Source organism: Streptomyces sp. NPDC006332 (assembly GCF_040612855.1).
In the GTDB taxonomy this organism is placed as follows: Bacteria; Actinomycetota; Actinomycetes; order Streptomycetales; family Streptomycetaceae; genus Streptomyces.
In genome coordinates this window covers 19,198-39,607 of the sequence record NZ_JBEXRA010000005.1, presented here as the reverse complement: position 1 = coordinate 39,607, position 20,410 = coordinate 19,198, and the positions used below count along the sequence as shown (strand labels likewise).

General features: G+C 71.6%; 18 protein-coding genes. 5 read left to right on the top strand and 13 right to left on the bottom strand.

What is annotated here, in order from left to right; translation table 11 throughout:
* The first annotated feature begins 129 nt into the window (after positions 1-129).
* Complete coding sequence (locus tag ABZ027_RS06520; protein ID WP_356764992.1) at positions 130-597, top strand: RDD family protein; 468 nt, start codon at positions 130-132, stop codon at positions 595-597.
* A gap of 98 nt (positions 598-695) precedes the next feature.
* On the opposite strand, the gene ABZ027_RS06515 is transcribed toward ABZ027_RS06520, so the two are convergent.
* The 4 genes from ABZ027_RS06515 to lipB form a co-directional block, all read right to left on the bottom strand.
* Positions 696-1,397 (bottom strand): DUF4191 domain-containing protein, encoded by a 702-nt coding sequence (locus ABZ027_RS06515; RefSeq protein ID WP_356764990.1) that lies wholly within the window; start codon positions 1,395-1,397, stop codon positions 696-698.
* Positions 1,398-1,466: 69 nt separating this feature from the next.
* On the bottom strand, positions 1,467-1,667 hold the full coding sequence (locus ABZ027_RS06510; protein ID WP_356764988.1) for a hypothetical protein: 201 nt from the start codon (positions 1,665-1,667) through the stop codon (positions 1,467-1,469).
* A gap of 282 nt (positions 1,668-1,949) precedes the next feature.
* Positions 1,950-2,939, bottom strand: a complete 990-nt coding sequence (gene lipA, locus ABZ027_RS06505; RefSeq protein WP_356764986.1) for a lipoyl synthase — start codon at positions 2,937-2,939, stop codon at positions 1,950-1,952.
* Between the two features lie 134 nt (positions 2,940-3,073).
* Positions 3,074-3,892 (bottom strand): lipoyl(octanoyl) transferase LipB, encoded by an 819-nt coding sequence (gene lipB, locus ABZ027_RS06500; protein WP_356764984.1) that lies wholly within the window; start codon positions 3,890-3,892, stop codon positions 3,074-3,076.
* Positions 3,893-4,153: 261 nt separating this feature from the next.
* Between lipB and ABZ027_RS06495 the strand changes: the two genes are divergently transcribed.
* Positions 4,154-5,590: a regulator gene (locus ABZ027_RS06495; protein WP_356764982.1), complete on the top strand. Its 1,437-nt coding sequence runs from the start codon at positions 4,154-4,156 to the stop codon at positions 5,588-5,590.
* Positions 5,591-5,884: 294 nt separating this feature from the next.
* Here ABZ027_RS06495 and ABZ027_RS06490 read toward each other — a convergent pair whose 3' ends face one another.
* On the bottom strand, positions 5,885-7,366 hold the full coding sequence (locus ABZ027_RS06490) for an NAD(P)/FAD-dependent oxidoreductase (RefSeq protein ID WP_356764980.1): 1,482 nt from the start codon (positions 7,364-7,366) through the stop codon (positions 5,885-5,887).
* 158 nt (positions 7,367-7,524) lie between these two features.
* Entirely contained in the window at positions 7,525-8,421 is an 897-nt protein-coding gene (locus ABZ027_RS06485) for a TIGR01777 family oxidoreductase (RefSeq protein WP_356764978.1), read from the bottom strand.
* Between the two features lie 75 nt (positions 8,422-8,496).
* Between ABZ027_RS06485 and ABZ027_RS06480 the strand changes: the two genes are divergently transcribed.
* Positions 8,497-8,985, top strand: a complete 489-nt coding sequence (locus tag ABZ027_RS06480; RefSeq protein WP_356764976.1) for a GNAT family N-acetyltransferase — start codon at positions 8,497-8,499, stop codon at positions 8,983-8,985.
* A gap of 66 nt (positions 8,986-9,051) precedes the next feature.
* Here the strand turns inward: ABZ027_RS06480 and ABZ027_RS06475 are convergent, their stop codons facing one another.
* Entirely contained in the window at positions 9,052-10,236 is a 1,185-nt protein-coding gene (locus ABZ027_RS06475) for a MarP family serine protease (protein ID WP_356764974.1), read from the bottom strand.
* Positions 10,237-10,440: 204 nt separating this feature from the next.
* On the opposite strand from ABZ027_RS06475, the gene ABZ027_RS06470 reads away from it, so the two are divergent.
* Both ABZ027_RS06470 and ABZ027_RS06465 read left to right on the top strand, forming a co-directional pair.
* Entirely contained in the window at positions 10,441-11,265 is an 825-nt protein-coding gene (locus tag ABZ027_RS06470) for a peptidoglycan recognition protein (protein ID WP_356764972.1), read from the top strand.
* Positions 11,266-11,363: 98 nt separating this feature from the next.
* Positions 11,364-11,573, top strand: coding sequence for a hypothetical protein (locus ABZ027_RS06465; RefSeq protein ID WP_356764970.1), 210 nt, complete (start codon positions 11,364-11,366; stop codon positions 11,571-11,573).
* A 22-nt stretch (positions 11,574-11,595) separates the two neighbouring features.
* On the opposite strand, the gene ABZ027_RS06460 is transcribed toward ABZ027_RS06465, so the two are convergent.
* The 6 genes from ABZ027_RS06460 to lpdA form a co-directional block, all read right to left on the bottom strand.
* Positions 11,596-12,114: a DUF4240 domain-containing protein gene (locus ABZ027_RS06460; protein WP_356765364.1), complete on the bottom strand. Its 519-nt coding sequence runs from the start codon at positions 12,112-12,114 to the stop codon at positions 11,596-11,598.
* A gap of 73 nt (positions 12,115-12,187) precedes the next feature.
* A complete protein-coding gene (locus tag ABZ027_RS06455) occupies positions 12,188-13,162 on the bottom strand; it encodes a WYL domain-containing protein (RefSeq protein ID WP_356764968.1) in 975 nt (324 codons plus the stop codon).
* 77 nt (positions 13,163-13,239) lie between these two features.
* Positions 13,240-15,951, bottom strand: coding sequence for a pyruvate dehydrogenase (acetyl-transferring), homodimeric type (gene aceE, locus ABZ027_RS06450; protein ID WP_356764966.1), 2,712 nt, complete (start codon positions 15,949-15,951; stop codon positions 13,240-13,242).
* A gap of 283 nt (positions 15,952-16,234) precedes the next feature.
* Entirely contained in the window at positions 16,235-16,858 is a 624-nt protein-coding gene (locus ABZ027_RS06445; RefSeq protein ID WP_356764964.1) for a GntR family transcriptional regulator, read from the bottom strand.
* A 218-nt stretch (positions 16,859-17,076) separates the two neighbouring features.
* Entirely contained in the window at positions 17,077-18,903 is a 1,827-nt protein-coding gene (gene sucB / locus ABZ027_RS06440; RefSeq protein ID WP_356764962.1) for a 2-oxoglutarate dehydrogenase, E2 component, dihydrolipoamide succinyltransferase, read from the bottom strand.
* A gap of 68 nt (positions 18,904-18,971) precedes the next feature.
* Positions 18,972-20,360, bottom strand: a complete 1,389-nt coding sequence (gene lpdA / locus ABZ027_RS06435; protein ID WP_356764960.1) for a dihydrolipoyl dehydrogenase — start codon at positions 20,358-20,360, stop codon at positions 18,972-18,974.
* Positions 20,361-20,410: the final 50 nt, after the last annotated feature.

The window sequence follows — 20,410 nt, the reverse complement described above, 5'->3', positions numbered from 1 at the left end:
ACGCTGACCTCGACCCTAGGGACGGGTGGTTTCTCATGCGTGACCCATTTGTTTCGCACAAGTTAACCGGACACGGCCCGCTCCACCCCACCCGTCCGTATCGCGAAACGGGCGCAGTACGGTGTACGCGTGGACAAGAGGGAAGCAATCGGTTCGTGGCTCTCGGGGCCCCGCGAGACCGCCGAGCAGGCCGGTGTCGCCTTCGGTTACCGGGGTGAACAGCTCGGACTTCCGGAGGAGGGGCCGGGTTCGATCGCCCGCCCGGGGCGGCGCCTCGGGGCACTGGCGGTGGACTGGGCGATGAGCGTCCTGATTGCATCCCGGTTGATCACTCAGAGCTATGACCAGACGACGTCCAACTGGGCCTTGCTGGTCTTCTTCGTGATGGGTGCCCTCACGGTCGGTACCGTCGGCTTCACCCCGGGCAAGCGCCTCTTCGGCGTGCGAGTGGTGGCTCTGGACACCGGCAGGGTCAGCCCCTGGCGGGGGATGCTGCGCACCGCCCTGTTGTGTCTGGCGATCCCGGCTCTGATCTGGGACCGCGACGGCCGCGGCCTGCACGACCGGCTGGCCCGCACGGTCGAGGTACGGATCTGACGGTCGTACCCCTCCGCTGACGGAGGACGTCCGCTGAGGAGACGACAAAGGGGGCGCCCGGAGTGATCCGGGCGCCCCCTTTCTGACGTGGGAGGGGGTCAGCGGGCCTTGGGCCCGCCCTTCGGGAGCTTCATGCCCTTCGGCATCGGCCCCTTCGGCAGCGGCATGTTGCTCATCAGGTCGCCCAGCGCCCGCAACCGGTCGTTGGTCGCGGTGACCTGGGGGCCGGTGAGCACGCGCGGAAGCTTCAGCATCGTGGTGCGCAGCTTCTTCAGCTCGACCTGGCCCTCACCCGTGCCGACGATCAGGTCGTGCACCGGCACATCGGCCACGATGCGGTTCATCTTCTTCTTCTCGGCGGCCAGCAGGCTCTTCACCCGGTTCGGGTTGCCCTCGGCGACCAGCACGATGCCGGCCTTGCCGACGGCCCGGTGCACCACGTCCTGGCTGCGGTTCATCGCGACCGCGGGGGTCGTGGTCCAGCCCCGGCCGACGTTGTCCAGTACGGCCGCGGCGGCGCCCGGCTGTCCCTCCATCTGCCCGAAGGCTGCCCTCTCGGCCCTGCGCCCGAATACGATCGCCGACGCGAGGAAGGCGAGCAGGAGGCCCAGGATGCCGAGATATACGGGGTGACCGATCAAGAAACCGATCGCGAGGAAGACACCGAAGGTGACGATTCCGACAGCCGCGAGTACAAGACCGATCTTCTTGTCGGCCTTGCGAGTCATCTTGTAGGTCAGGGCGATCTGCTTGAGTCGCCCTTGGTCCGCAGCGTTCGCTGCCGTGTCCTTCCTCGCCATGGCACGAAGTCTACGTGGCCCCGCAAGCGCCTACGACGGCAGTGCCCGCGGGACGGCGGAAGGGGCGTGTCAGGGAAGGGCGGTGAAGGTCTGCTCCAGGACACGCTGCGCCTCGACCCTGTCCTTGGCGCGGCGGCGATCCTCCAGCACGGATGTCCAGGCGTTGCGGCGAGCGGTGCGCTGGCCGCTGCTCATGAGCAGGGATTCGACGGCACGGAGCGCGTCGGTGAACGAAGGAATCGCTGTGGCGCGAACGGGCGCGGCCTGCATGATGGAGGTCCCCCCTTGATACCGCTTCGGGTGCGGGTGCACGTGGTGTGAGTTCAGGGTCACTGACTGGTGTTACCAGTGCGTGACTGACCGGTCAAACACCAATGAAGCCTTGATGTGGGGGCCTCGCAAGCTGACGCGGTCCTGATGGGCGTCCTCAGCTGCGAGGACGGTCAGGACCGCGTCATATCAGCCTTTACTGGCCGGTAGCCCCTTGTGCGCGAATTCACACGCTTGCACCACTCGCTGCCGGGCAGGGCGGGCGAGGGTTTGTCGTGCAGGTCACACGGCCTGTGAGGCCGCGTAGGAGTCCTCTCGCCGAGGCTCGGACGCCTCACGCTGCTCGACGGCCATCCGGTACAGCCGTCCGGCGCGGTACGAGGACCGGACCAGCGGGCCGGACATCACACCGGAGAAGCCGATCTGCTCGGCCTCCTGCTGCAGCTCCACGAACTCGTGCGGCTTGACCCAGCGCTCCACGGGGTGGTGGCGCACGCTCGGACGCAGGTACTGCGTGATGGTGACCAGCTCGCAGCCGGCGTCGTGCAGCTGCTGGAGCGCCTCGCTGATCTCCTCGCGGGTCTCGCCCATGCCGAGGATCAGGTTCGACTTGGTGACCAGGCCGAAGTCGCGCGCCTCGGTGATGACCTTCAGCGAGCGCTCGTAGCGGAAGCCGGGGCGGATGCGCTTGAAGATCCGGGGGACCGTCTCCACGTTGTGCGCGAAGACCTCGGGGCGGGACTCGAAGACCTGCTGGAGCAGCTCCGGGACGGCGTTGAAGTCGGGGGCCAGCAGCTCGACCTTGGTACGGCCGGCCTCGCGGCCCGCGGTCTGCTCGTGGATCTGCCGGACCGTTTCGGCGTACAGCCAGGCGCCGCCGTCCTCCAGGTCGTCGCGGGCGACGCCGGTGATGGTGGCGTAGTTCAGGTCCATGGTGACCACGGACTCGCCGACGCGCCGCGGCTCGTCCCGGTCAAGCGCCTCGGGCTTGCCAGTGTCGATCTGGCAGAAGTCGCAGCGCCTGGTGCACTGGTCGCCGCCGATGAGGAAGGTCGCCTCGCGGTCCTCCCAGCACTCGTAGATGTTGGGGCAGCCGGCTTCCTGGCAAACGGTGTGCAGGCCCTCGCTCTTCACGAGGTTCTGCATCTTGGTGTATTCGGGACCCATTTTCGCCCGGGTCTTGATCCACTCGGGCTTGCGCTCGATGGGGGTCTGGGCGTTCCTGACCTCCAGGCGCAGCATCTTGCGTCCGTCGGGTGCGACTGCGGACACATCGGCTCCCTAGCGATTGATTCTTCGGCGTGCTCAAGGGTACGCCCGTTGATTTGAATGCCCGGCGTCGGTGCTGGCCCTGCTGGGGGCTGCCGCCCCCAGGCCCCCGCTACGGCCCTGAACGGGCCTCGTCCTCAAGCGCCGGACGGGCTGAGTGTTGCCGGTGCTTCCTCGATCTCCCTCGGCTTCAGGTCCGCGTTGCCCAGGACGTCGGCGAGGTGGTGCTCGACGACCGGCAGCACCTCTTCGATGGTGACCTCGCGGGCCAGTTCGTGGGAGAGGGAGGTGACGCCCGCGTCACGGATGCCACAGGGGATGATCTTGTCGAAGTTGGATGTGTCCGGGTTCACGTTCAGGGCGAAGCCGTGCATGGTGACGCCCTTGGCGACCCTGATGCCCATGGCGCAGATCTTGCGGTCCTCGCGGCGCTGGCCCGCGTTGGACGGGGCGTACTCGGGGCCGTTGAGGCGGGGATCGAACTCGTCGTCGGTCAGCCGGGGGTCGAAGTCGAGGGAGAGTCCGCCCGGCGCGGGACGCTGCTCCACCGGGTCGCCGAGGACCCAGACGCCGGCCCGCCCCTCCACCCGGCTGGTCTCCACGCCGAACTCCGCGCAGACCCGGATCATCGCGTCCTCGAGGCGGCGCAGGTGTGCCACGACGTCCACCGGACGCGGGAGCTTCTGGATCGGGTAGCCCACCAGCTGGCCCGGGCCGTGCCAGGTGATCTTGCCGCCGCGGTCGACGTCGACGACCGGGGTGCCGTCGAGCGGTCGTTCGTTGTCCGCCGTGCGCCGGCCGGCCGTGTAGACCGGCGGGTGTTCGAGGAGCAGCACGGTGTCGGGGACCTCGTCGGCGAATCGGGCCGCGTGCACCCGGCGCTGCTCGTCCCACGCCTCCTGGTACTCGACCGCGTCGGCACCGAACCCCATGCGGACGAACCGCAACCCACTCACGGCAAGCGCCTCCCTAGAAGCTAGAAGCCGGTAAGGCACGACGTGTGCCTACGCCACTGTACGACCGCTCATCGCGCGTCAGCCCGGCGGCCAATCCTCACACGATCGGATGAACGAACGTCGAAGTGTGCGATCGACTCCTCACTCTCCGCTACATTCGCGCCGTTCACAGAGGCCATAAGGGCTGCTCACAGGCAATCCGGGCCACGCGGCGACCGCACCGGCGGACGCGAGGCCCGAAGGCAGGAGACCGCACCGCAGATGACGGAACGACCCGCGCAGCGCACTCCCAACCGTCAGCTCGCCGCGCTCATCGCAGAAGCGGGGTTCTCCAACGCGGGTCTCGCCCGGCGAGTGGACCAGCTCGGTCTCGAACACGGGCTGGACCTCAGATACGACAAGACCTCCGTGACCCGGTGGCTGCGTGGGCAGCAGCCCCGGGGCACCACCCCCGCCCTGATCGCCGAGGTCTTCACCCGTCGCCTCGGCCGCAGGCTCACCGCCCAGGACCTCGGTCTTGACGCCTGCGCACCGGTCTACGCGGGCCTCGAGTTCGCGTCCTCCCCGGAGGAGGCCGTCGACATCGTCAGCGGGCTGTGGCGCAAGGACTCCGGCAGCCACGCCGAGCTCCGCAAGATCGCGTTCACCCCGGCGGGGCTGGTGGTGCCGAGCCGGGACTGGCTGATCGGCCGCCCCGACGACCGGGTGACCCGCGGTGAGACGCCCCTCAGGGCGGCTCCGCAGGGCCGCCCCGCCGTCCCGCGCCAGCGCGGCCACACCGAGCGCGGTCCCGGCCACCGGGTCACCGGCGGCGACATCTCCGCCCTCCGCTCGGTCGGCGAGCTGTTCCGCTCCCTCGACGACATGTACGGCGGCGGCCACGCACGGCAGGCCCTGGTGCGCTACCTGGAGCACGAGTGCGAACCGATGCTGCGCGGCACCTACGGCGAGCAGACCGGCCGCCGACTGTTCGCCGCCACCGCCGACCTGACCAGGCTCGCCGGCTGGACCTCGTACGACATCGCGGCGCACGGTCTCGCCCAGCGCTACTTCGTGCAGGCGCTGCGGCTCGCCCAGGCGGCCGGGGACCGGGCGTACGGCTCCTATGTGCTGGTCACGATGAGCAGGCAGGCCGTCTACCTCGGGCACGGGCGGGAGGCCGTGCAGCTCGCGCGGGTGGCGCAGCAGGGCGTCGGGACCGGCGCCCCGCCGCTCGTCCAGGCGCTGCTGCACGCCGTCGAGGCACGCGCGCACGGCGTACTGGGCGAGGTGCGGGCCTGCACCGCCTCACTGGTGCGGGCCGAGCGCGCGCTGGAGGCGGCCCGGCCCGCCGACGAGGTCCCGCACTGGGCGCGGTTCTTCGACGAGGCGCAGCTCGCCGACGAGTTCGGGCACTGCCACCGGGACCTCCAGCAGTTCCGCGCGGCTGCCCAGCACGCGGAACGCTCGCTGCAACTGCGCGCCCCCGCGTACGCCCGCAGCCGTCTGTTCTGCCGGGTCGTGCTGGCCTCCGCCCGCCTCGGGCTCGGTGAACTCGATCAGGCCTGCGTTCTCGGTGCCGAGGCGGCTTGTGCGGCGGCCGAGATGCGGTCGGTGCGGGCGATCGAGTACGTGCGGGACTTCGAGCGGAGGCTGGAGCCGTACAAGGACGCGACGCCGGTGAGGGGGTACCGGGACAAGGTCGCTGCGCTGGGCTAGGGGGTGTCGGCCTTGGCTTCGACCCGTGCGGGGTGTGTGCGGGTTTCGTTGGGGCTGAGCGCGCAGTTCCCCGCGCCCCTTTGGTGGGTCGGGTGGCCCTTGGTGGGGAGGTGGTCGGGCTGCGGGCGGTGGGGGGTGTGTGCGGCTGTCGTTGGGGCTGGGCGCGCAGTTCCCCGCGCCCCTTAGGTGGGTCGGGTGGCCCTTGGTGGGGAGGTGGTCGGGCTGCGGGCGGTGGGGGGTGGGTGCGGGTTTCGTTGGGGCTGGTCGCGCGGTTCCCCGCGCCCCTTTGGTGGGTCAGGCGGCCCTCGGTAGGGGGGTGCTCGGGGGGTCTGCCCTGTGCAGGGAGCCGGCGGCTCGCAGGTCCGTGAGGATGGCCGCGGCGGCTCGGTGGGCCGAGTGCAGGGCGCCCTGGACGGTGCTGGTGTCGCGGTGGTCGCCGCATACGTAGAGGCCTGCCAGCAGGCGTACCGGGCGGCGTGGGTCGTGTGGTGGGCGCATGGCGGGTACCGCCTCGGCGGTGTGGTGGACGGCGAGGGTCTCCCAGCGTCGGGTCGAGGTGCCGTACAGGCGTGCCAGGTGGGTGCGGACGGCGGCGTCGAGGTCGGCCGGGGGCGGGCCGAGGACCGTCGAGGAGACGAGGGTGCGGCCGGCCGGCGCGCGCGCCGGGTCGACCCGGCTGACCACCGCCGTGTGCGCGACCGGACCGCCCCGGTCCGCGTCGAGCAGCAGGGACGCGCCCGTGGCCGGGGGCTCGTCCGCCGTGTGGTGCACCACCGTCACCGGGTGGAACTCCGGCACCCGCAGGCCTGGCAGCAGCTCGGCCGCGGCCCGCGCGTCGGTCGCCACGAGCACCGCCCGGCAGCGGATCTCACCGTGCTCGGCGGTCGACACCGAGGTCGTGGAGACCGAGGTGACCCGGACCCCGGTCCGCACGGTGCCCGCGGGCAGCGTCCGCGCGAGCAGCTCCGGCAGCGCCTCGGCACCACCCTCCGGCACACACAGGCGACCCCGGGCGAAGGCCCGCAGCGCGAGGTCCGCGCACCGGCTGGAGGTGGTCAGCTCCGGGTCGCACAGCAGCGCGGCGAGCAGCGGGCGCAGGAAGCCGTCGATCGTGCGGGCGGGCACCCCGCGCTCCGCGAGGGCCTGCCCGGCGGGCAACTCGGGCCGGGCCAGCAGCCGTTCGACGGGCAGCCCCCCGATCCGGGTGAGCGCGGCACCGAGCCGGGCCTGGTCGACGGCGGTGCCGAGCGGTGACGTGCCTCGGGGGGCGGTGCGGACGGCGCCGGGCGCGCCGACGGTCCGAGAACCCGCCCGGCCCCTCTGTGCGGTGGCCGGTACCGGTTCCCCCCAGTCCCGGGACACGGAGGCCTGGCGCGACAGAACCCGTCCCCTCGGTGCGACGGACGGCCTGGGGGCGCTCGCCAGGGCGCGCACAGCATGGAGTGCGCCCCGTGCGCCCCCCGGGTGGGCGAGGGCGGCCGCCCGGTGATGGCGTCCGTCGCTGTGCAGCAGGACACCGGGGGCGAAGGGACGCAGGACCAGGGCGTCCAGCCCCGGCGTCAGCCGTAGGTCGGGATACGCCGTGGACAGCAGCTGTCCGACGCGATCGAGCCGGAAGCCGTCGACCTTCTCCGTCGACATGCGGCCACCGACCCACCCGGCGGCCTCCAGCACCGCGGTCGTCACTCCTGCGCTGGTCAGTCGATGCGCCGCGGCGAGCCCGGCGACACCGGCTCCCACGATCACGACGTCCGCCTGGTACGCGGGCTCAAGCACGTGCCCCTCCTCGAGGTTGCGCGGCCGGGGGAGACGTCCCGCCTCCGACTGGCCTCAGGGATACCCGAGTTCGGGTCGAGGGTAGGGCCGTGATCGGTCGCGGACAGTCGCGCATCGACAGGGCACGGTCGCACGACGGTCGCATTCGATCGCAGCGGTCACAGGGCCGCCCGGATCGCCTCCTCGATCTCCGGGAACGCGAAGGTGAACCCTGACTCCAACAGCCGCATCGGCAACACCCGTTGGCTGCCGAGAACGTCCCCCGCCATCTCCCCGAGCACGGCCCGCAGCACCGGCGCCGGCACCGCGAACAGGGTCGGCCTACGCAGAACCCGCCCCATCGCCGCGGTGATCTCACGGTTCGTCAGCGGCCGCGGAGCGGTGATGTTGAACGGCCCCGACAGGCCGTCGGTGTCGATGAGATGCCGGATCGCCGCCACCTCGTCGTGTAGCGAGACGAACGACCAGTACTGCCGCCCGTCGCCCATCCGCCCGCCGAGCCCGGCCTGAAACAGCGGGAACAGCCGCCCCCAGGCCCCGCCCTGCCGGGCCACCACCAGACCCGTCCGAGTGAACACGGTCCGTACGCCCGCCTCCTGGGCCGGTGCCGCGGCACCCTCCCACTCCACGCACAGCTCGGGCAGGAAGCCCTCCCCGGGCGGCGCGTCCTCGTCGACGGGCCGGTCACCGGTCTCGCCGTAGATCCCCATCGCGCTGCCGTTCACGAAGACACGCGGCGGCGCCTCCAGGGACGCGATCGCCTCGGCGAGGGCGGCCGTGCCCAGCACCCTGCTGTCCCGGATCCTCGCCTTGTACGCGTCCGTCCAGCGGTGCGAGCCCACCCCCGCCCCGGCCAGGTTGACCACGACGTCACACCCGACGAGCCCGGCCGGGTCGACGTACCGCGACGCGGGGTCCCACCGGACCTCGTCCCGCGCCCGGGGGTCCCGGCGGACCAGGCGCACCACCTCGTGCCCGTCCGCGGTCAGGGACCGCACCAGAGCACCGCCGATCAGACCGGACGCGCCGGCCACCGCGATTCGCGAACGTGTCATGAGCGTCATCCTCGCTCAGCTTTCCCGCTCCGGCCCGATCGGGGTCCGTCCGTACCCCGGCTTAGGGTGACCGGCATGCCGGTACCTCACATACGCCACGCCGCCCTCGACGACGAGGAGACGCTGGGCCGACTCGACCGCGAGGCGTGGTCCCCGCTGCACTCCGTCCAGCCACGCCCCCGGCCGCCCTACGAACCCTTCTACAACGAGCGGTTCGGGCCCCGGGACCACCTCGTCGCCGAACTGGCCGGGACCCTCGTCGGCTACGTCCGGCTGGCCCACCCGACATCGCTGGCCTGCAACGCCCACGTCCGCCAGATCCAGGGGCTCGTGGTGTCCGACCAGGCGCGCGGCGCGGGGGTCGGCCGGGCTCTGCTGCGGGCCGTGCGGGAGGAGGCCCGGCGGCAGGGGGCGCGCCGGCTCACCCTGCGGGTGCTGGGGCACAACACCCCCGCACGCAGGCTGTACGAGTCCGAGGGCTTCGTGGTGGAGGGGATCCTGCCCGAGGAGTTCTGGCTGGAGGGCGCCTACGTCGACGACGTGCTCATGGGCCGCACCCTGTGACCTGCTCCGCGGTGCGGTCGTACGCCCGTGCGGGGCCGGGCGCGGCGCCCCACGGATCCGCGTTGCTCAGGACGTGACCAGGTCGCCCGTGTCCACCGGTGCCGTCGCGTCGGCGGCGCGCTGGGCGTCGTCGGCGACCTCGTTCACCGTGAGCACGTACCCCGTCTCGTCGTCCGAGGTGGAGCGGGCGAAGACGACGCCGAACACCTGGCCGCCGGTGGTCAGCAGCGGGCCGCCGGAGTTGCCGGGGCGGACGGTGGAGCGGATCGAGTAGATCTCGCGGGTGACCGTCGCGTCGCTGTAGATGTTCTGGCCGGTCGCCTGCACCCGGTTCGCCACCGTCGCCGCCTGCAGATTCAGGTCGCCGTCCTGCGGATAGCCGGCGACCACCGCCGAGTCGCCGCGTCTGGCGGTGTCGTCGAACTTCAGCACCGGGGCCTTCAGCTCGGGGACGTACAGCACCGCCACGTCCTTGTTCGGGTCGAAGAGCACCACCCGTGACTCGTAGGCCCGCCCCACACCCCCGATCCGGACGCTGGGACTGTCGATGCCGGCCACCACGTGCGCGTTGGTCATCACATGCTGCGGGGCGTACACGAAGCCGCTGCCCTCGCGGCCCTGGGTGCCCGCGACGCCCTCGATCTTCACGGTGCTCAGCTTGGCCGCGTTCGTCGCGCTCGCCGTGACACTGTCGCCGGTCGGCTTGGCGACCTCGGCCGTCGACTCGTTCTCGAACGGGTTGAAGACCTGCGGGAAGCCCGCCTGGGTCAGCGCGGACGTGGCCCGCGAGAACCAGGCGGGAGTCGTGTCCGGCATGGTGTCCTGGACGGCGCCCAGCAGCGCGGAGTCCCGGATAGCGGTCGTGACCAGCAGTGACGAGGACGCGCCGAGCACACTCGCGACCACCCACGCCACGACCAGCACCGCCACCGAGTTGGCCACGGCCCCGCCGACCCCGTCGGCCGCCCTGAGCACTCCCCGGTCCAGCTCCCGGCGCAGCTTCAGCGCCAGCCGCCCCGCGAGCTCGTGGCCCATCACCGCCGGAACCAGCACGGTCAGCACCGCGGTCACCGTCGCCGCGGTCGTCCCCGGCGTGGCCAGGTCCATCATCCACGGCAGCACCCACACGCCGACGACCGCGCCGCCCACGAAACCGGCGAACGAGACACAGCCGGCCACCAGTCCGCGCCGGTAGCCGGACGCCGCGTAGGCGAGGATCACCAGCAACAGCAGGATGTCGAGCAGGTCCACGGAGCCGCCTTTCTATCGGACCCTCAGAGGGCGTCTCTCCTAGTACGCGCGGGACGGTCCCAGTGATCAGTCACCCGCGCGCATGGCCACCGGAACCGGCCACGCGTGCGTGCACCTGGAAAAACGTCGCGGACCCGGACGATGGTTCCACCGGGTGGCACAGCACACATCGCGGGCGCACCGGATCAGGCCGACAGTGGGTTCATGGGTGTCTCGCGACGGCCGGGGCGACAGCGGCCGGCACGGAGACGACGCGCGGGCCGGACACCGGGCGCCGCACTCGTGCTGCTGGGCTGCCTGCCCGGTCTGGCCGCGGCCGCCGCGCTGGTGCTGTGCGCGAAGGGCGTCGAGCACGCGGCCACCGACCACGCCGCCCACCGGGCGACCGTCCCCCGCCGGGCCGCCGTCCCGCACCTGGCGGCCAGACCGCCCATCAGACCCCGCGCCGCCTGGCTGGACGGTGACACCCGCCGCCCCCAGCCGCCGCCGCGCTACGACGACAAGGTCGTCGCCGTCTTCGTCCACCACACCGACTCGCCCAACGCCTACGACTGTGCCGACACGCCCCGCATCATCCGCTACCTGTACGCGGGCCAGACCGGCTCCCGGGACTGGGACGACCTCGGCTACAACTTCCTCGTCGACCGCTGCGGCACCATCTACGAGGGCCGCGCGGGCGGCCCCGGCCGGCCCGTGACCGGTGCCCACACCCAGGGCTTCAACCACCGCACCACGGGCATCGCCGCCCTCGGCACGTTCACCGCCGGAGTGCCGGTGCCGAAGGCGATGACCGACTCGATCGCCGCGCTGGCCGCCTGGAAGCTGGGCCTGGCCGATATCGACCCCCGCGCGAAGGTCCGCCTGGTCTCCAGCAACAGCCTCAGCCGGTACCGGTCCGGCACCGCCGCCCTGCTGCCCGCCCTCTCGGGCCACGACGACGCCTACCGGACGACCTGCCCCGGCGCGGCCCTCAGCGCCCGGCTGCCGGAGATCAGGGAGCGGGCGGCACGGCTCCAGGGCAGGACCTGAGGGTGCCGAGACCCACAGGCACGCCACAGCCCACCCGCAGGCAACTGCGAGATCCGCTCCCTACGGTCGTCAGCACAAGTCGACCGGAGGTGGGGATCATGAGCCAAGGCATGAGCGGCAACAGGCGGGTCTGGACGGTGGTCTGCACGGTCGCGGCCGTAGTCCTGGGGCCCGCCGCCGTGACGGCGTCCGCCCTCGACCAGGCCAACAAGGCACCGATGCACCACGCCGTGCGGGCCAGCCTGACAGCCGACCGCACACAGGCGTACATCCCGACGGACCCGACCCGCCGCCGGGTCACCGCGTAGCCCCCAGGACCCCTCAGGCCCCTCAGTCCCTGAACCGCTCCCACAGCCTGGGATAGCGCTCCGCCAGCGCCCGATCGTTCTCGAAGTCGACCGGGGCCCCGACCGGCTCCGAGGCCGCGGGCGGGATCCCCAGGTCGGGGGCGACGGCACCGGTGAGCTGCTCGTAGGCCTCGTCCGCGGCGTAGCCGAGCTCCTCGCCGTCGCCGTCGAGGTCCTCGTCGAAGTCGTTCAGGAGGTCGGCCAGGGAGTCCGGGGCGTGCACGGCACCCTCGTACACCTCGCGGCCCTGGCCGATCAGCCAGCACCGGAAGAAGTCGAAGGCGTCGTCGCTCGCCCCGTCCAGCAGGACCCAGGCGGCGCCCCACAGGTCCCAGGTGTACGCGCGGTTGTAGCGGGCCTCGAAGTGACGGGCGAAGTCGAGGACCATCTCCGGGTCGAGCTGGAGCAGCCGTTCCACCAGCAGGTCCGCCTGCTCCTCGGGGTCGCCGCCGGCGGCCTCGCGGGTGGCGTCCACCAGCTCCCAGAACTCCGTCTCGTCCATCACGGGTCCAGCATCGGCCCTGGGAGGGTGGGGCGCACGTGGAGTGCGACGGATTGTTATGTCCCGCACGGCGCTATGTCCGATAGAGGGCGGAGAGGCGTATCGCGTCCTCGGCGAAACGTGCCCGCAGACTCTGCGGCGCCAGGACCTCCGCCTCCGGCCCGAGCGCCGCGAGCTGGCTGTGCGCGACCTCCTCGGACTCCACCGGCAGGGTCACCGTCACCCGCCCGAACTCGTCCGCGGGAGCGGCGGCTTGCAGCGCCTCCCGCGCGGACGGGGCGTCGACCGCGTACGGCAGGGCCCGCACCCCGTCCCGGGACAGCCGTACGACGACCTCGCAGCGCAGGATCGAGCGGGCGAACTGCTCGGCCCGCTCCGCCCAGAAACCCGGCAGGTCGAACGCCTCGTCCCGCGCGAACCGGTGCACCCCCGCACCCACCTCCGTGAACCGGTCTATCCGGTACACCCGGTAGGACCCGTGCCCCGCCACCCGCGCGCACAGATACCAGACACCCGCCTTCAGGACGAGCCCGTACGGCTCCAGCTCCCGCACGACCTCGCCCTCACCGCGCCAGTAGCGTGCGGTGATCGACCTGTCGTCCCACACCGCGTCCGCGACGGCCGGCAACAGCTCGGGTGTCTCCGGCTCCTTGAACCAGCTCGGCGCGTCCAGATGGAACCGCTGCGCCGCCGTGCGCGAGGCGTCCCGCACCGACGGCAGCAGGGCCGCGGATACCTTCAACCGGGCCGCCGAGCCCACGTCCTCGAGGCCCATCTCGCGCAGCGCCCCCGGTACCCCCGACAGGAACAGCGCCTCGGCCTCACCGCGCGCCAGCCCGGTCAGCCGGGTGCGGTACCCGCCGATCAGCCGGTAACCACCCGCCCGGCCCCGGTCCGCGTACACCGGCACCCCCGCCTCCGACAGCGCCTGCGCGTCCCGCGTGACGGTCCGCTCGGACACCTCCAGCTCCCGCGCCAGTTCGGCGGCGGTCATGGACGGCCGGGACTGGAGCAGCAACACCATTTTGATGAGACGGGCGGCACGCATACGTTCATGATGCCGTCAGCCACCGACAACGAAGGGGCCCGGCGAGAACGCCGGGCCCGTCCATCGATGTGCGGTTCCTACAGGCCGTACTTCTCCCGGGCTTCCTTCACCGCGGCCGCCTTGACCTCGCCGCGGCGGGCCAGCTGGGCCAGGGCCGCCACGACGACCGACTCGGCGTCCACCCCGAAGTGGCGGCGGGCCGCCTCACGGGTGTCCGACAGGCCGAAGCCGTCGGCGCCCAGCGAGGAGTAGTCCTGCTCGACCCACTGCGCGATCTGGTCCGGGACCTGGCGCATGTAGTCGGAGACGGCGAGCACCGGGCCCTCGGCGCCCTGCAGCGCCCGACGGACGAACGGGATCCGCTCCTCGCCGCGCAGCAGGTCCGCGTCGGCCTCCAGCGCGTCCCGGCGCAGCTCGGTCCAGGAGGTCGCGGACCACACGTCGGCGGCCACACCCCACTCCTCGGCGAGCAGCCGCTGCGCCTGAAGCACCCAGTGGATCGCCGTACCGGAACCCAGCAGCTGGATCCGCGGGGCGTCGGCCACGGGGGACAGCCCGGCCGACTCCGCCGTGTTGAAGCGGTACAGGCCCTTGACGATGCCCTCGTCGACGCCGTCGCCGGACGGCTTGGCCGGCTGCGGCATCGGCTCGTTGTACACGGTCAGGTAGTAGAAGACGTTCTGGTCCTCGCCCGGGGCCGCCTCGCCGTACATCCGGCGCAGGCCCTCCTTCACGATCGCCGCGATCTCGTAGGCGAACGCCGGGTCGTAGGACAGGGCGGCGGGGTTGGTCGCCGCGATGACGGGGGAGTGCCCGTCGGCGTGCTGGAGACCCTCACCGGTCAGCGTGGTCCGGCCGGCCGTGGCGCCGACCAGGAAGCCGCGGCCGAGCTGGTCGCCGAGCTGCCACATCTGGTCGGCCGTGCGCTGCCAGCCGAACATCGAGTAGAAGATGTAGAACGGGATCATCGCCTCGCCGTGCGTCGCGTACGACGTCGAAGCGGCGATGAAGTCGGCCATCGAACCGGCCTCGGTGATCCCCTCGTTGAGGATCTGGCCGTTCTGGGCCTCCTTGTAGTACATCAGCTGGTCGCGGTCGACCGGCTCGTACGTCTGGCCCTTGGGCGAGTAGATGCCGAGCGACGGGAACAGCGACTCCATGCCGAAGGTGCGCGCCTCGTCGGGGACGATCGGCACCCAGCGCTTGCCGGTCTCCTTGTCGCGGACCAGGTCCTTGACGAGCCGGACGAAGGCCATGGTGGTGGCCACGTTCTGCGAGCCGGAGCCCTTGTCGAAGGAGGCGAACGCCTTGTCCGCCGGGGCGGGCAGCGGCGCGACCGGGTGGACGCGGCGGGCCGGGGCCGGGCCGCCGAGGGCCGCGCGACGCTCCTGGAGGTAGCGGACCTCGGGGGAGTCGGCGCCCGGGTGGCCGTAGGGGACCACGCCGTCGACGAACTGGCTGTCCGAGATGGGCAGTTCGAGCAGGTCCCGCATCGACTTGAACTCGTCCACCGAGAGCTTCTTCATCTGGTGGTTGGCGTTCTTCGACGCGAAGCCCTCGCCGAGGGTGTGTCCCTTGACCGTCTGCGCCAGGATGACCGTCGGGGCGCCCTTGTGCTCGACGGCCGCCTTGTAGGCCGCGTACACCTTGCGGGCCTCGTGACCGCCGCGGGAGAGGTGGAAACACTCCAGGATCTTGTCGTCGCTCAGCAGCTTCGACAGCTCCACGAGCGCCGGGTCGGATCCGAAGAAGTCCTGGCGGATGTAGGCGACGTCGCGGGTCTGGTACGTCTGCACCTGGGCGTCGGGTACCTCGCGCAGCCGGCGTACCAGCGCGCCGGTGGTGTCGAGCTGGAACAGCTCGTCCCAGGCGGTGCCCCACAGCGTCTTGACGACGTTCCAGCCGGCGCCGCGGAACTGGGCCTCCAGCTCCTGCACGATCTTGAAGTTGGCGCGGACCGGGCCGTCGAGGCGCTGCAGGTTGCAGTTGATGACGAAGGTGAGGTTGTCGAGCTCCTCGCGGGCGGCGAGCGCGAGGGCCGCCGTCGACTCGGGCTCGTCCATCTCGCCGTCACCGAGGAACGCCCACACGTGGGACGCGGAGACGTCCTTGACGGCGCGGTTGGTGAGGTAGCGGTTGAAGCGCGCCTGGTAGATGGCGGACAGCGGGCCCAGGCCCATCGACACCGTCGGGAACTCCCACAGCCAGGGCAGCCGGCGCGGGTGCGGGTACGACGGGAGACCGCCGCCGCCCGCCTCGCGGCGGAAGTTGTCGAGGTGCGACTCGTCCAGCCGGCCGTCGAGGAAGGCGCGGGCGTAGATGCCGGGGGAGGCGTGTCCCTGGATGTAGAGCTGGTCGCCCGAGCCGGGCGACTCCTGGGACTCCTTGCCCTGGAAGAAGTGGTTGAAGCCGGTCTCGTAGAGCCAGGCCGCGGAGGCGAAGGTGGCGATGTGGCCGCCGACCCCGTGTTTCGAGCCCCGGGTGACCATCGCGGCCGCGTTCCAGCGGTTCCACGCGGTGATCTTCCGCTCCATCTCCTCGTCACCGGGCACGGACGGCTCGGCGGCGGTGGGGATGGTGTTGACGTAGTCCGTCTCCAGCAGCTTGGGCAGCGCGATGCCGTTGCCCTCGGCACGCTCCAGCGTGCGCCGCATCAGGTACGCGGCACGGTGCGGCCCGGCGGCCTTGGTGACCGCGTCCAGGGAGGCCTGCCATTCGGCGGTCTCCTCCGGGTCCCGGTCCGGGAGCTGGTCGAGCGCGCTCGGCTGGATGGCGTTGAGGTCGGTCATGTCGCCGCCTTCCTCAGTCGAAGGGGGGTTCCCTCATCGGTAAGGGTTCGGGGTGCCCTTGGTCTTTGGCAGGACAGGGCGAGGGCCTCGGTGCTGTGACACCTTGCGGCTTGCGCCGCGCGGCCCGTCGGTGACTTTAACTCCCTGATCGATGATCGATCAAAGGGTTGCGGGTAAAACTTCTTGATAACGAGAAAGTAGGCACCCGGTGCCTTTCGAACAGGCACGCCGTGCCGGGAATTTCGGGCGTTTTCGCAGGTGAGCGTCGGTGTGCTCGGCTGCGTCAGGCTCGCGGAGCGCACCCCAGCACGTGTGCCTTGACCAGTTCCGCGATCCTGGGGTCCCGCCTGCGGAACGCCTGCACCAGTTCCTCGTGCTCCTCCGCGTACGACTGCTGCACCGTCCCCAGCCAGCGGATCGACAGGGCCGTGAACACCTCGATGCCCAGGCCCTCCCAGGTGTGCAGCAGCACCGAGTTGCCGGCCGCGCGGACCAGTTCCCGGTGGAAGCCCACCGTGTGCCGCACCTGGGCCGTGCCGTCGGCCTCCCGGTCGGCCTCGTACAGGGCCGCGACATGCGGCTCCAGCGCCGAGCAGTCCTCCGCCAGCCGCACCGCCGCCAACTCAGCGGCGATCGCCTCCAGACCGGCCCGGACCGGGTAGCTCTCCTCCAGGTCCGCCGCCGACAGGTTGCGCACCCGCACGCCCTTGTTCGGCGCGGACTCGATCAGCCGCAGCGACTCCAGCTCGCGCAGCGCCTCCCGCACCGGCGTCTGGCTGACCTCCAGCTCGGTCGCGATCCGCCGCTCCACGATCCGCTCGCCCGGCTGCCAGCGCCCGCTGACGATCCCCTCCACGATGTGCTCGCGGATCTGTTCGCGCAGCGAGTGGACGACGGGCGCGGTCATGAGAGCTCCTTAGAAAGGGGCCGCCCCTCGGCCCCTGGCGCGTTTGACGTTTAGACAATACGGCCGCCGACCCGTCCAGGAGGGGCGCACGGGGGCGCTTTCGCGCAGGTGAGACGAGGCTTACACGCTCTCAACTGGGCGTCTTCGGCCGAGGTGGGAAAAGCGGTGCCCCCGCCCGGAAACTCCGGACGGGGGCACCGTGCAGCTGCCGCTGGGGGCTACAGGCCGAGCTCGACCTCGAACTCGCCCGCCTCCAGGATGGCCTTGACCGCGGTCAGGTAACGGGCCGCGTCGGCGCCGTCCACCAGACGGTGGTCGTAGGACAGGGTCAGGTACGTCATGTCGCGGACGCCGATGACCGTGCCCTCCTCCGTCTCGATGACGGCCGGACGCTTGACCGTGGCACCGATACCGAGGATCGCGACCTGGCCCGGCGGCACGATGATCGTGTCGAAGAGCGCACCGCGCGAACCGGTGTTGGAGATGGTGAAGGTCGCGCCGGACAGCTCGTCCGGAGTGATCTTGTTGGCGCGGACCTTGCCCGCGAGCTCCGCCGTGGCCTTGGCGATACCGGCGATGTTGAGGTCACCGGCGTGCTTGATGACCGGGGTCATCAGGCCCTTCTCGGAGTCCACCGCGATACCGATGCTCTCGGTGTCGAAGTAGGTGATGGTCCCGTCGGCCTCGTTGATCTTCGCGTTGATGGGCGCGTGCGCCTTCAGCGCCTGGGCCGCGGCCTTGACGAAGAACGGCATCGGGGAGAGCTTCACGCCCTCGCGGGCCGCGAACGAGTCCTTCGCCCGGGCGCGCAGCTTCATCAGACGCGTGACGTCGACCTCGACGACCGAGGACAGCTGCGCCTGCTCGTGCAGCGCCTTGACCATGTTGTCGCCGATGACCTTGCGGATGCGCGGCATCTTGACGGTCTGGCCACGGAGCGGGGACGCCTCCAGGGCCGGCGCCTTCTTGGCGGCCGGGGCAGCGGCGGCGGCCGGAGCCGGAGCGGCAGCGGCGGCCTTCGCGGCCTCGGCGGCGGCGGTGACGTCCTGCTTGCGGATGCGGCCGCCGACGCCGGTGCCCTTGACGGTGGCCAGGTCGACGCCGTTCTCGGCGGCGAGCTTGCGCACCAGCGGGGTCACGTAGGCGCCGTCGTCACCGGAGGTGGCGGCGGGAGCCTGCGCGGCCGGAGCCGGAGCCGGAGCCGGAGCCGGAGCCGGAGCCGGGGCGGGAGCGGACGGGACCGGCTCGGGAGCCGGGGTGGTCTGCTGCTGCGGGGCCGGAGCCGTGGGCGCCTGCGGGGCCGGAGCCGGAGCCGGGGCCGCGGGGGCGGCCGGGGCGGGAGCCGGAGCGGGCGCGGGGGCCTCGGCGGCCGGGGCCGGAGCCGGGGCGGCGGGGGCCGGGGCGGCGGCCGGAGCCGCGCCCGGGGCGCCGATGACGGCCAGCTTGGCGCCGACCTCGGCGGTCTCGTCCTCGGCGACGGTGATCTCCAGCAGCACACCGGAGGTGGGCGCCGGGATCTCGGTGTCGACCTTGTCCGTGGAGACCTCGAGCAGCGGCTCGTCGGCCTCGACGGAGTCGCCGACCTCCTTCAGCCACCGGGTTACGGTGCCTTCGGTGACGGACTCGCCGAGCGCGGGCAGGACGACGTCCGTGCCCTCGGCGCTGCCGCCGCCGGTGGCGGCCTCAGCGGTGGGAGCGGGCGCCGGGGCGGCCTGCTCGGTGGACGGCTGGGCGGCCGGCTCCGGCTCGGGGGCCGGCGGCGCGACCTCCTCGGCGGCGGGGGCCGGGGCAGCAGCCGGCGCGCCGGTGCCGTCGTCGATGACGGCGAGCTCGGCGCCGACCTCCACGGTCTCGTCCTCGGCGACCTTGATGGACGCCAGGACACCTGCGGCGGGCGAGGGGATCTCGGTGTCGACCTTGTCGGTCGAGACCTCGAGCAACGGCTCGTCGGCCTCTACGCGCTCACCCTCGGCCTTCAGCCAGCGGGTGACGGTGCCCTCGGTGACGCTCTCGCCGAGCGCCGGAAGGGTTACGGAAACCGCCATGGTTTCGGTTGCTCCTTACGAATTGCGGAAGTCTGGGTTCGTCGCGGAGTCGCGTTGTCGACCGAGGGTCAGTCGTGCGCGTGGAGGGGCTTGCCGGCCAGGGCCAGGTGCGCCTCGCCCATCGCCTCGTTCTGCGTCGGGTGGGCGTGGATGAGCTGCGCGACCTCGGCGGGCAGCGCCTCCCAGTTGTAGATCAGCTGGGCTTCGCCGACCTGCTCGCCCATGCGGTCGCCGACCATGTGGACGCCGACGACGGCACCGTCCTTGACCTGGACGAGCTTGATCTCGCCCGAGGTGTTCAGGATCTTGCTCTTGCCGTTGCCCGCGAGGCTGTACTTCAGAGCGACGACCTTGTCCGCGCCGTAGATCTCCTTGGCCTTGGCCTCGGTGATGCCCACGGAGGCGACCTCGGGGTGGCAGTACGTCACCCGGGGGACACCGTCGTAGTCGATCGGGACGGTCTTGAGACCGGCCAGACGCTCTGCCACCAGGATGCCCTCGGCGAAGCCGACGTGCGCGAGCTGGAGCGTCGGGACCAGGTCACCGACGGCGGAGATGGTCGGGACGTTGGTGCGCATGTACTCGTCGACCAGGACGTAGCCGCGGTCCATGGCGACGCCCTGCTCCTCGTAGCCCAGGCCCTGGGACACGGGGCCGCGGCCGACGGCCACCAGCAGGACCTCCGCCTCGAACTCCTTGCCGTCGGCGAGGGTGACCTTGACGCCGTCCTGGGTGTACTCGGCCTTCGAGAAGAAGGTGCCCAGGTTGAACTTGATGCCGCGCTTGCGGAACGCGCGCTCGAGAAGCTTGGAGGAGTTCTCGTCCTCGACCGGGACGAGGTGCTTGAGGCCCTCGATCACGGTGACGTCCGAGCCGAAGGACTTCCAGGCGGAGGCGAACTCGACGCCGATGACACCGCCGCCGAGGACGATCGCCGACTTCGGCACCCGGTCCAGCACGAGAGCGTGGTCGGAGGAGATGATCCGGTCGCCGTCGATCTCCAGGCCCGGCAGCGACTTCGGCACGGAGCCGGTCGCGAGCAGCACGTGGCGGCCCTGGACGCGCTGACCGTTGACATCGACGGAGGTTGCCGAGGACAGCCGGCCCTCGCCCTCGATGTACGTCACCTTGCGGGAGGCGATGAGCCCCTGCAGACCCTTGTACAGGCCCGCGATGACGCCGTCCTTGTACTTGTGGACGGCCGGTACGTCGATGCCCTCGAGGGTGGCCTTCACACCGAACTGCTCGCTCTCGCGGGCCTGGTCGGCGATCTCGCCCGCGTGCAGCAGGGCCTTGGTGGGAATGCAACCCCGGTGCAGGCAGGTACCGCCGACCTTGTCCTTCTCGATCAGGGCGACGTCCAGGCCCAGCTGCGCTCCGCGCAGGGCCGCGGCGTAACCACCGCTACCACCGCCGAGGATCACTAGGTCGAAAACGGTGCTGGCGTCGTTCGCCACGTCACGTCCTCCATGCATGTGCGCCACGCCGGTCTCCAGTGACCGGTCGG

Bases quoted from the DNA above. Each gene is read 5' to 3' on its own strand.
- ABZ027_RS06515 (WP_356764990.1), bottom strand. From the start codon at position 1,397: ATGGCGAGGAAGGACACGGCAGCGAACGCTGCGGACCAAGGGCGACTC.
- ABZ027_RS06510 (WP_356764988.1), bottom strand. From the start codon at position 1,667: ATGCAGGCCGCGCCCGTTCGCGCCACAGCGATTCCTTCGTTCACCGAC.
- ABZ027_RS06495 (WP_356764982.1), top strand. From the start codon at position 4,154: ATGACGGAACGACCCGCGCAGCGCACTCCCAACCGTCAGCTCGCCGCG.
- ABZ027_RS06485 (WP_356764978.1), bottom strand. From the start codon at position 8,421: ATGACACGTTCGCGAATCGCGGTGGCCGGCGCGTCCGGTCTGATCGGC.
- ABZ027_RS06480 (WP_356764976.1), top strand. From the start codon at position 8,497: ATGCCGGTACCTCACATACGCCACGCCGCCCTCGACGACGAGGAGACG.
- ABZ027_RS06470 (WP_356764972.1), top strand. From the start codon at position 10,441: ATGGGTGTCTCGCGACGGCCGGGGCGACAGCGGCCGGCACGGAGACGA.
- ABZ027_RS06465 (WP_356764970.1), top strand. From the start codon at position 11,364: ATGAGCCAAGGCATGAGCGGCAACAGGCGGGTCTGGACGGTGGTCTGC.
- ABZ027_RS06460 (WP_356765364.1), bottom strand. From the start codon at position 12,114: ATGGACGAGACGGAGTTCTGGGAGCTGGTGGACGCCACCCGCGAGGCC.
- ABZ027_RS06455 (WP_356764968.1), bottom strand. From the start codon at position 13,162: ATGCGTGCCGCCCGTCTCATCAAAATGGTGTTGCTGCTCCAGTCCCGG.
- aceE (WP_356764966.1), bottom strand. From the start codon at position 15,951: ATGACCGACCTCAACGCCATCCAGCCGAGCGCGCTCGACCAGCTCCCG.
- ABZ027_RS06445 (WP_356764964.1), bottom strand. From the start codon at position 16,858: ATGACCGCGCCCGTCGTCCACTCGCTGCGCGAACAGATCCGCGAGCAC.
- sucB (WP_356764962.1), bottom strand. From the start codon at position 18,903: ATGGCGGTTTCCGTAACCCTTCCGGCGCTCGGCGAGAGCGTCACCGAG.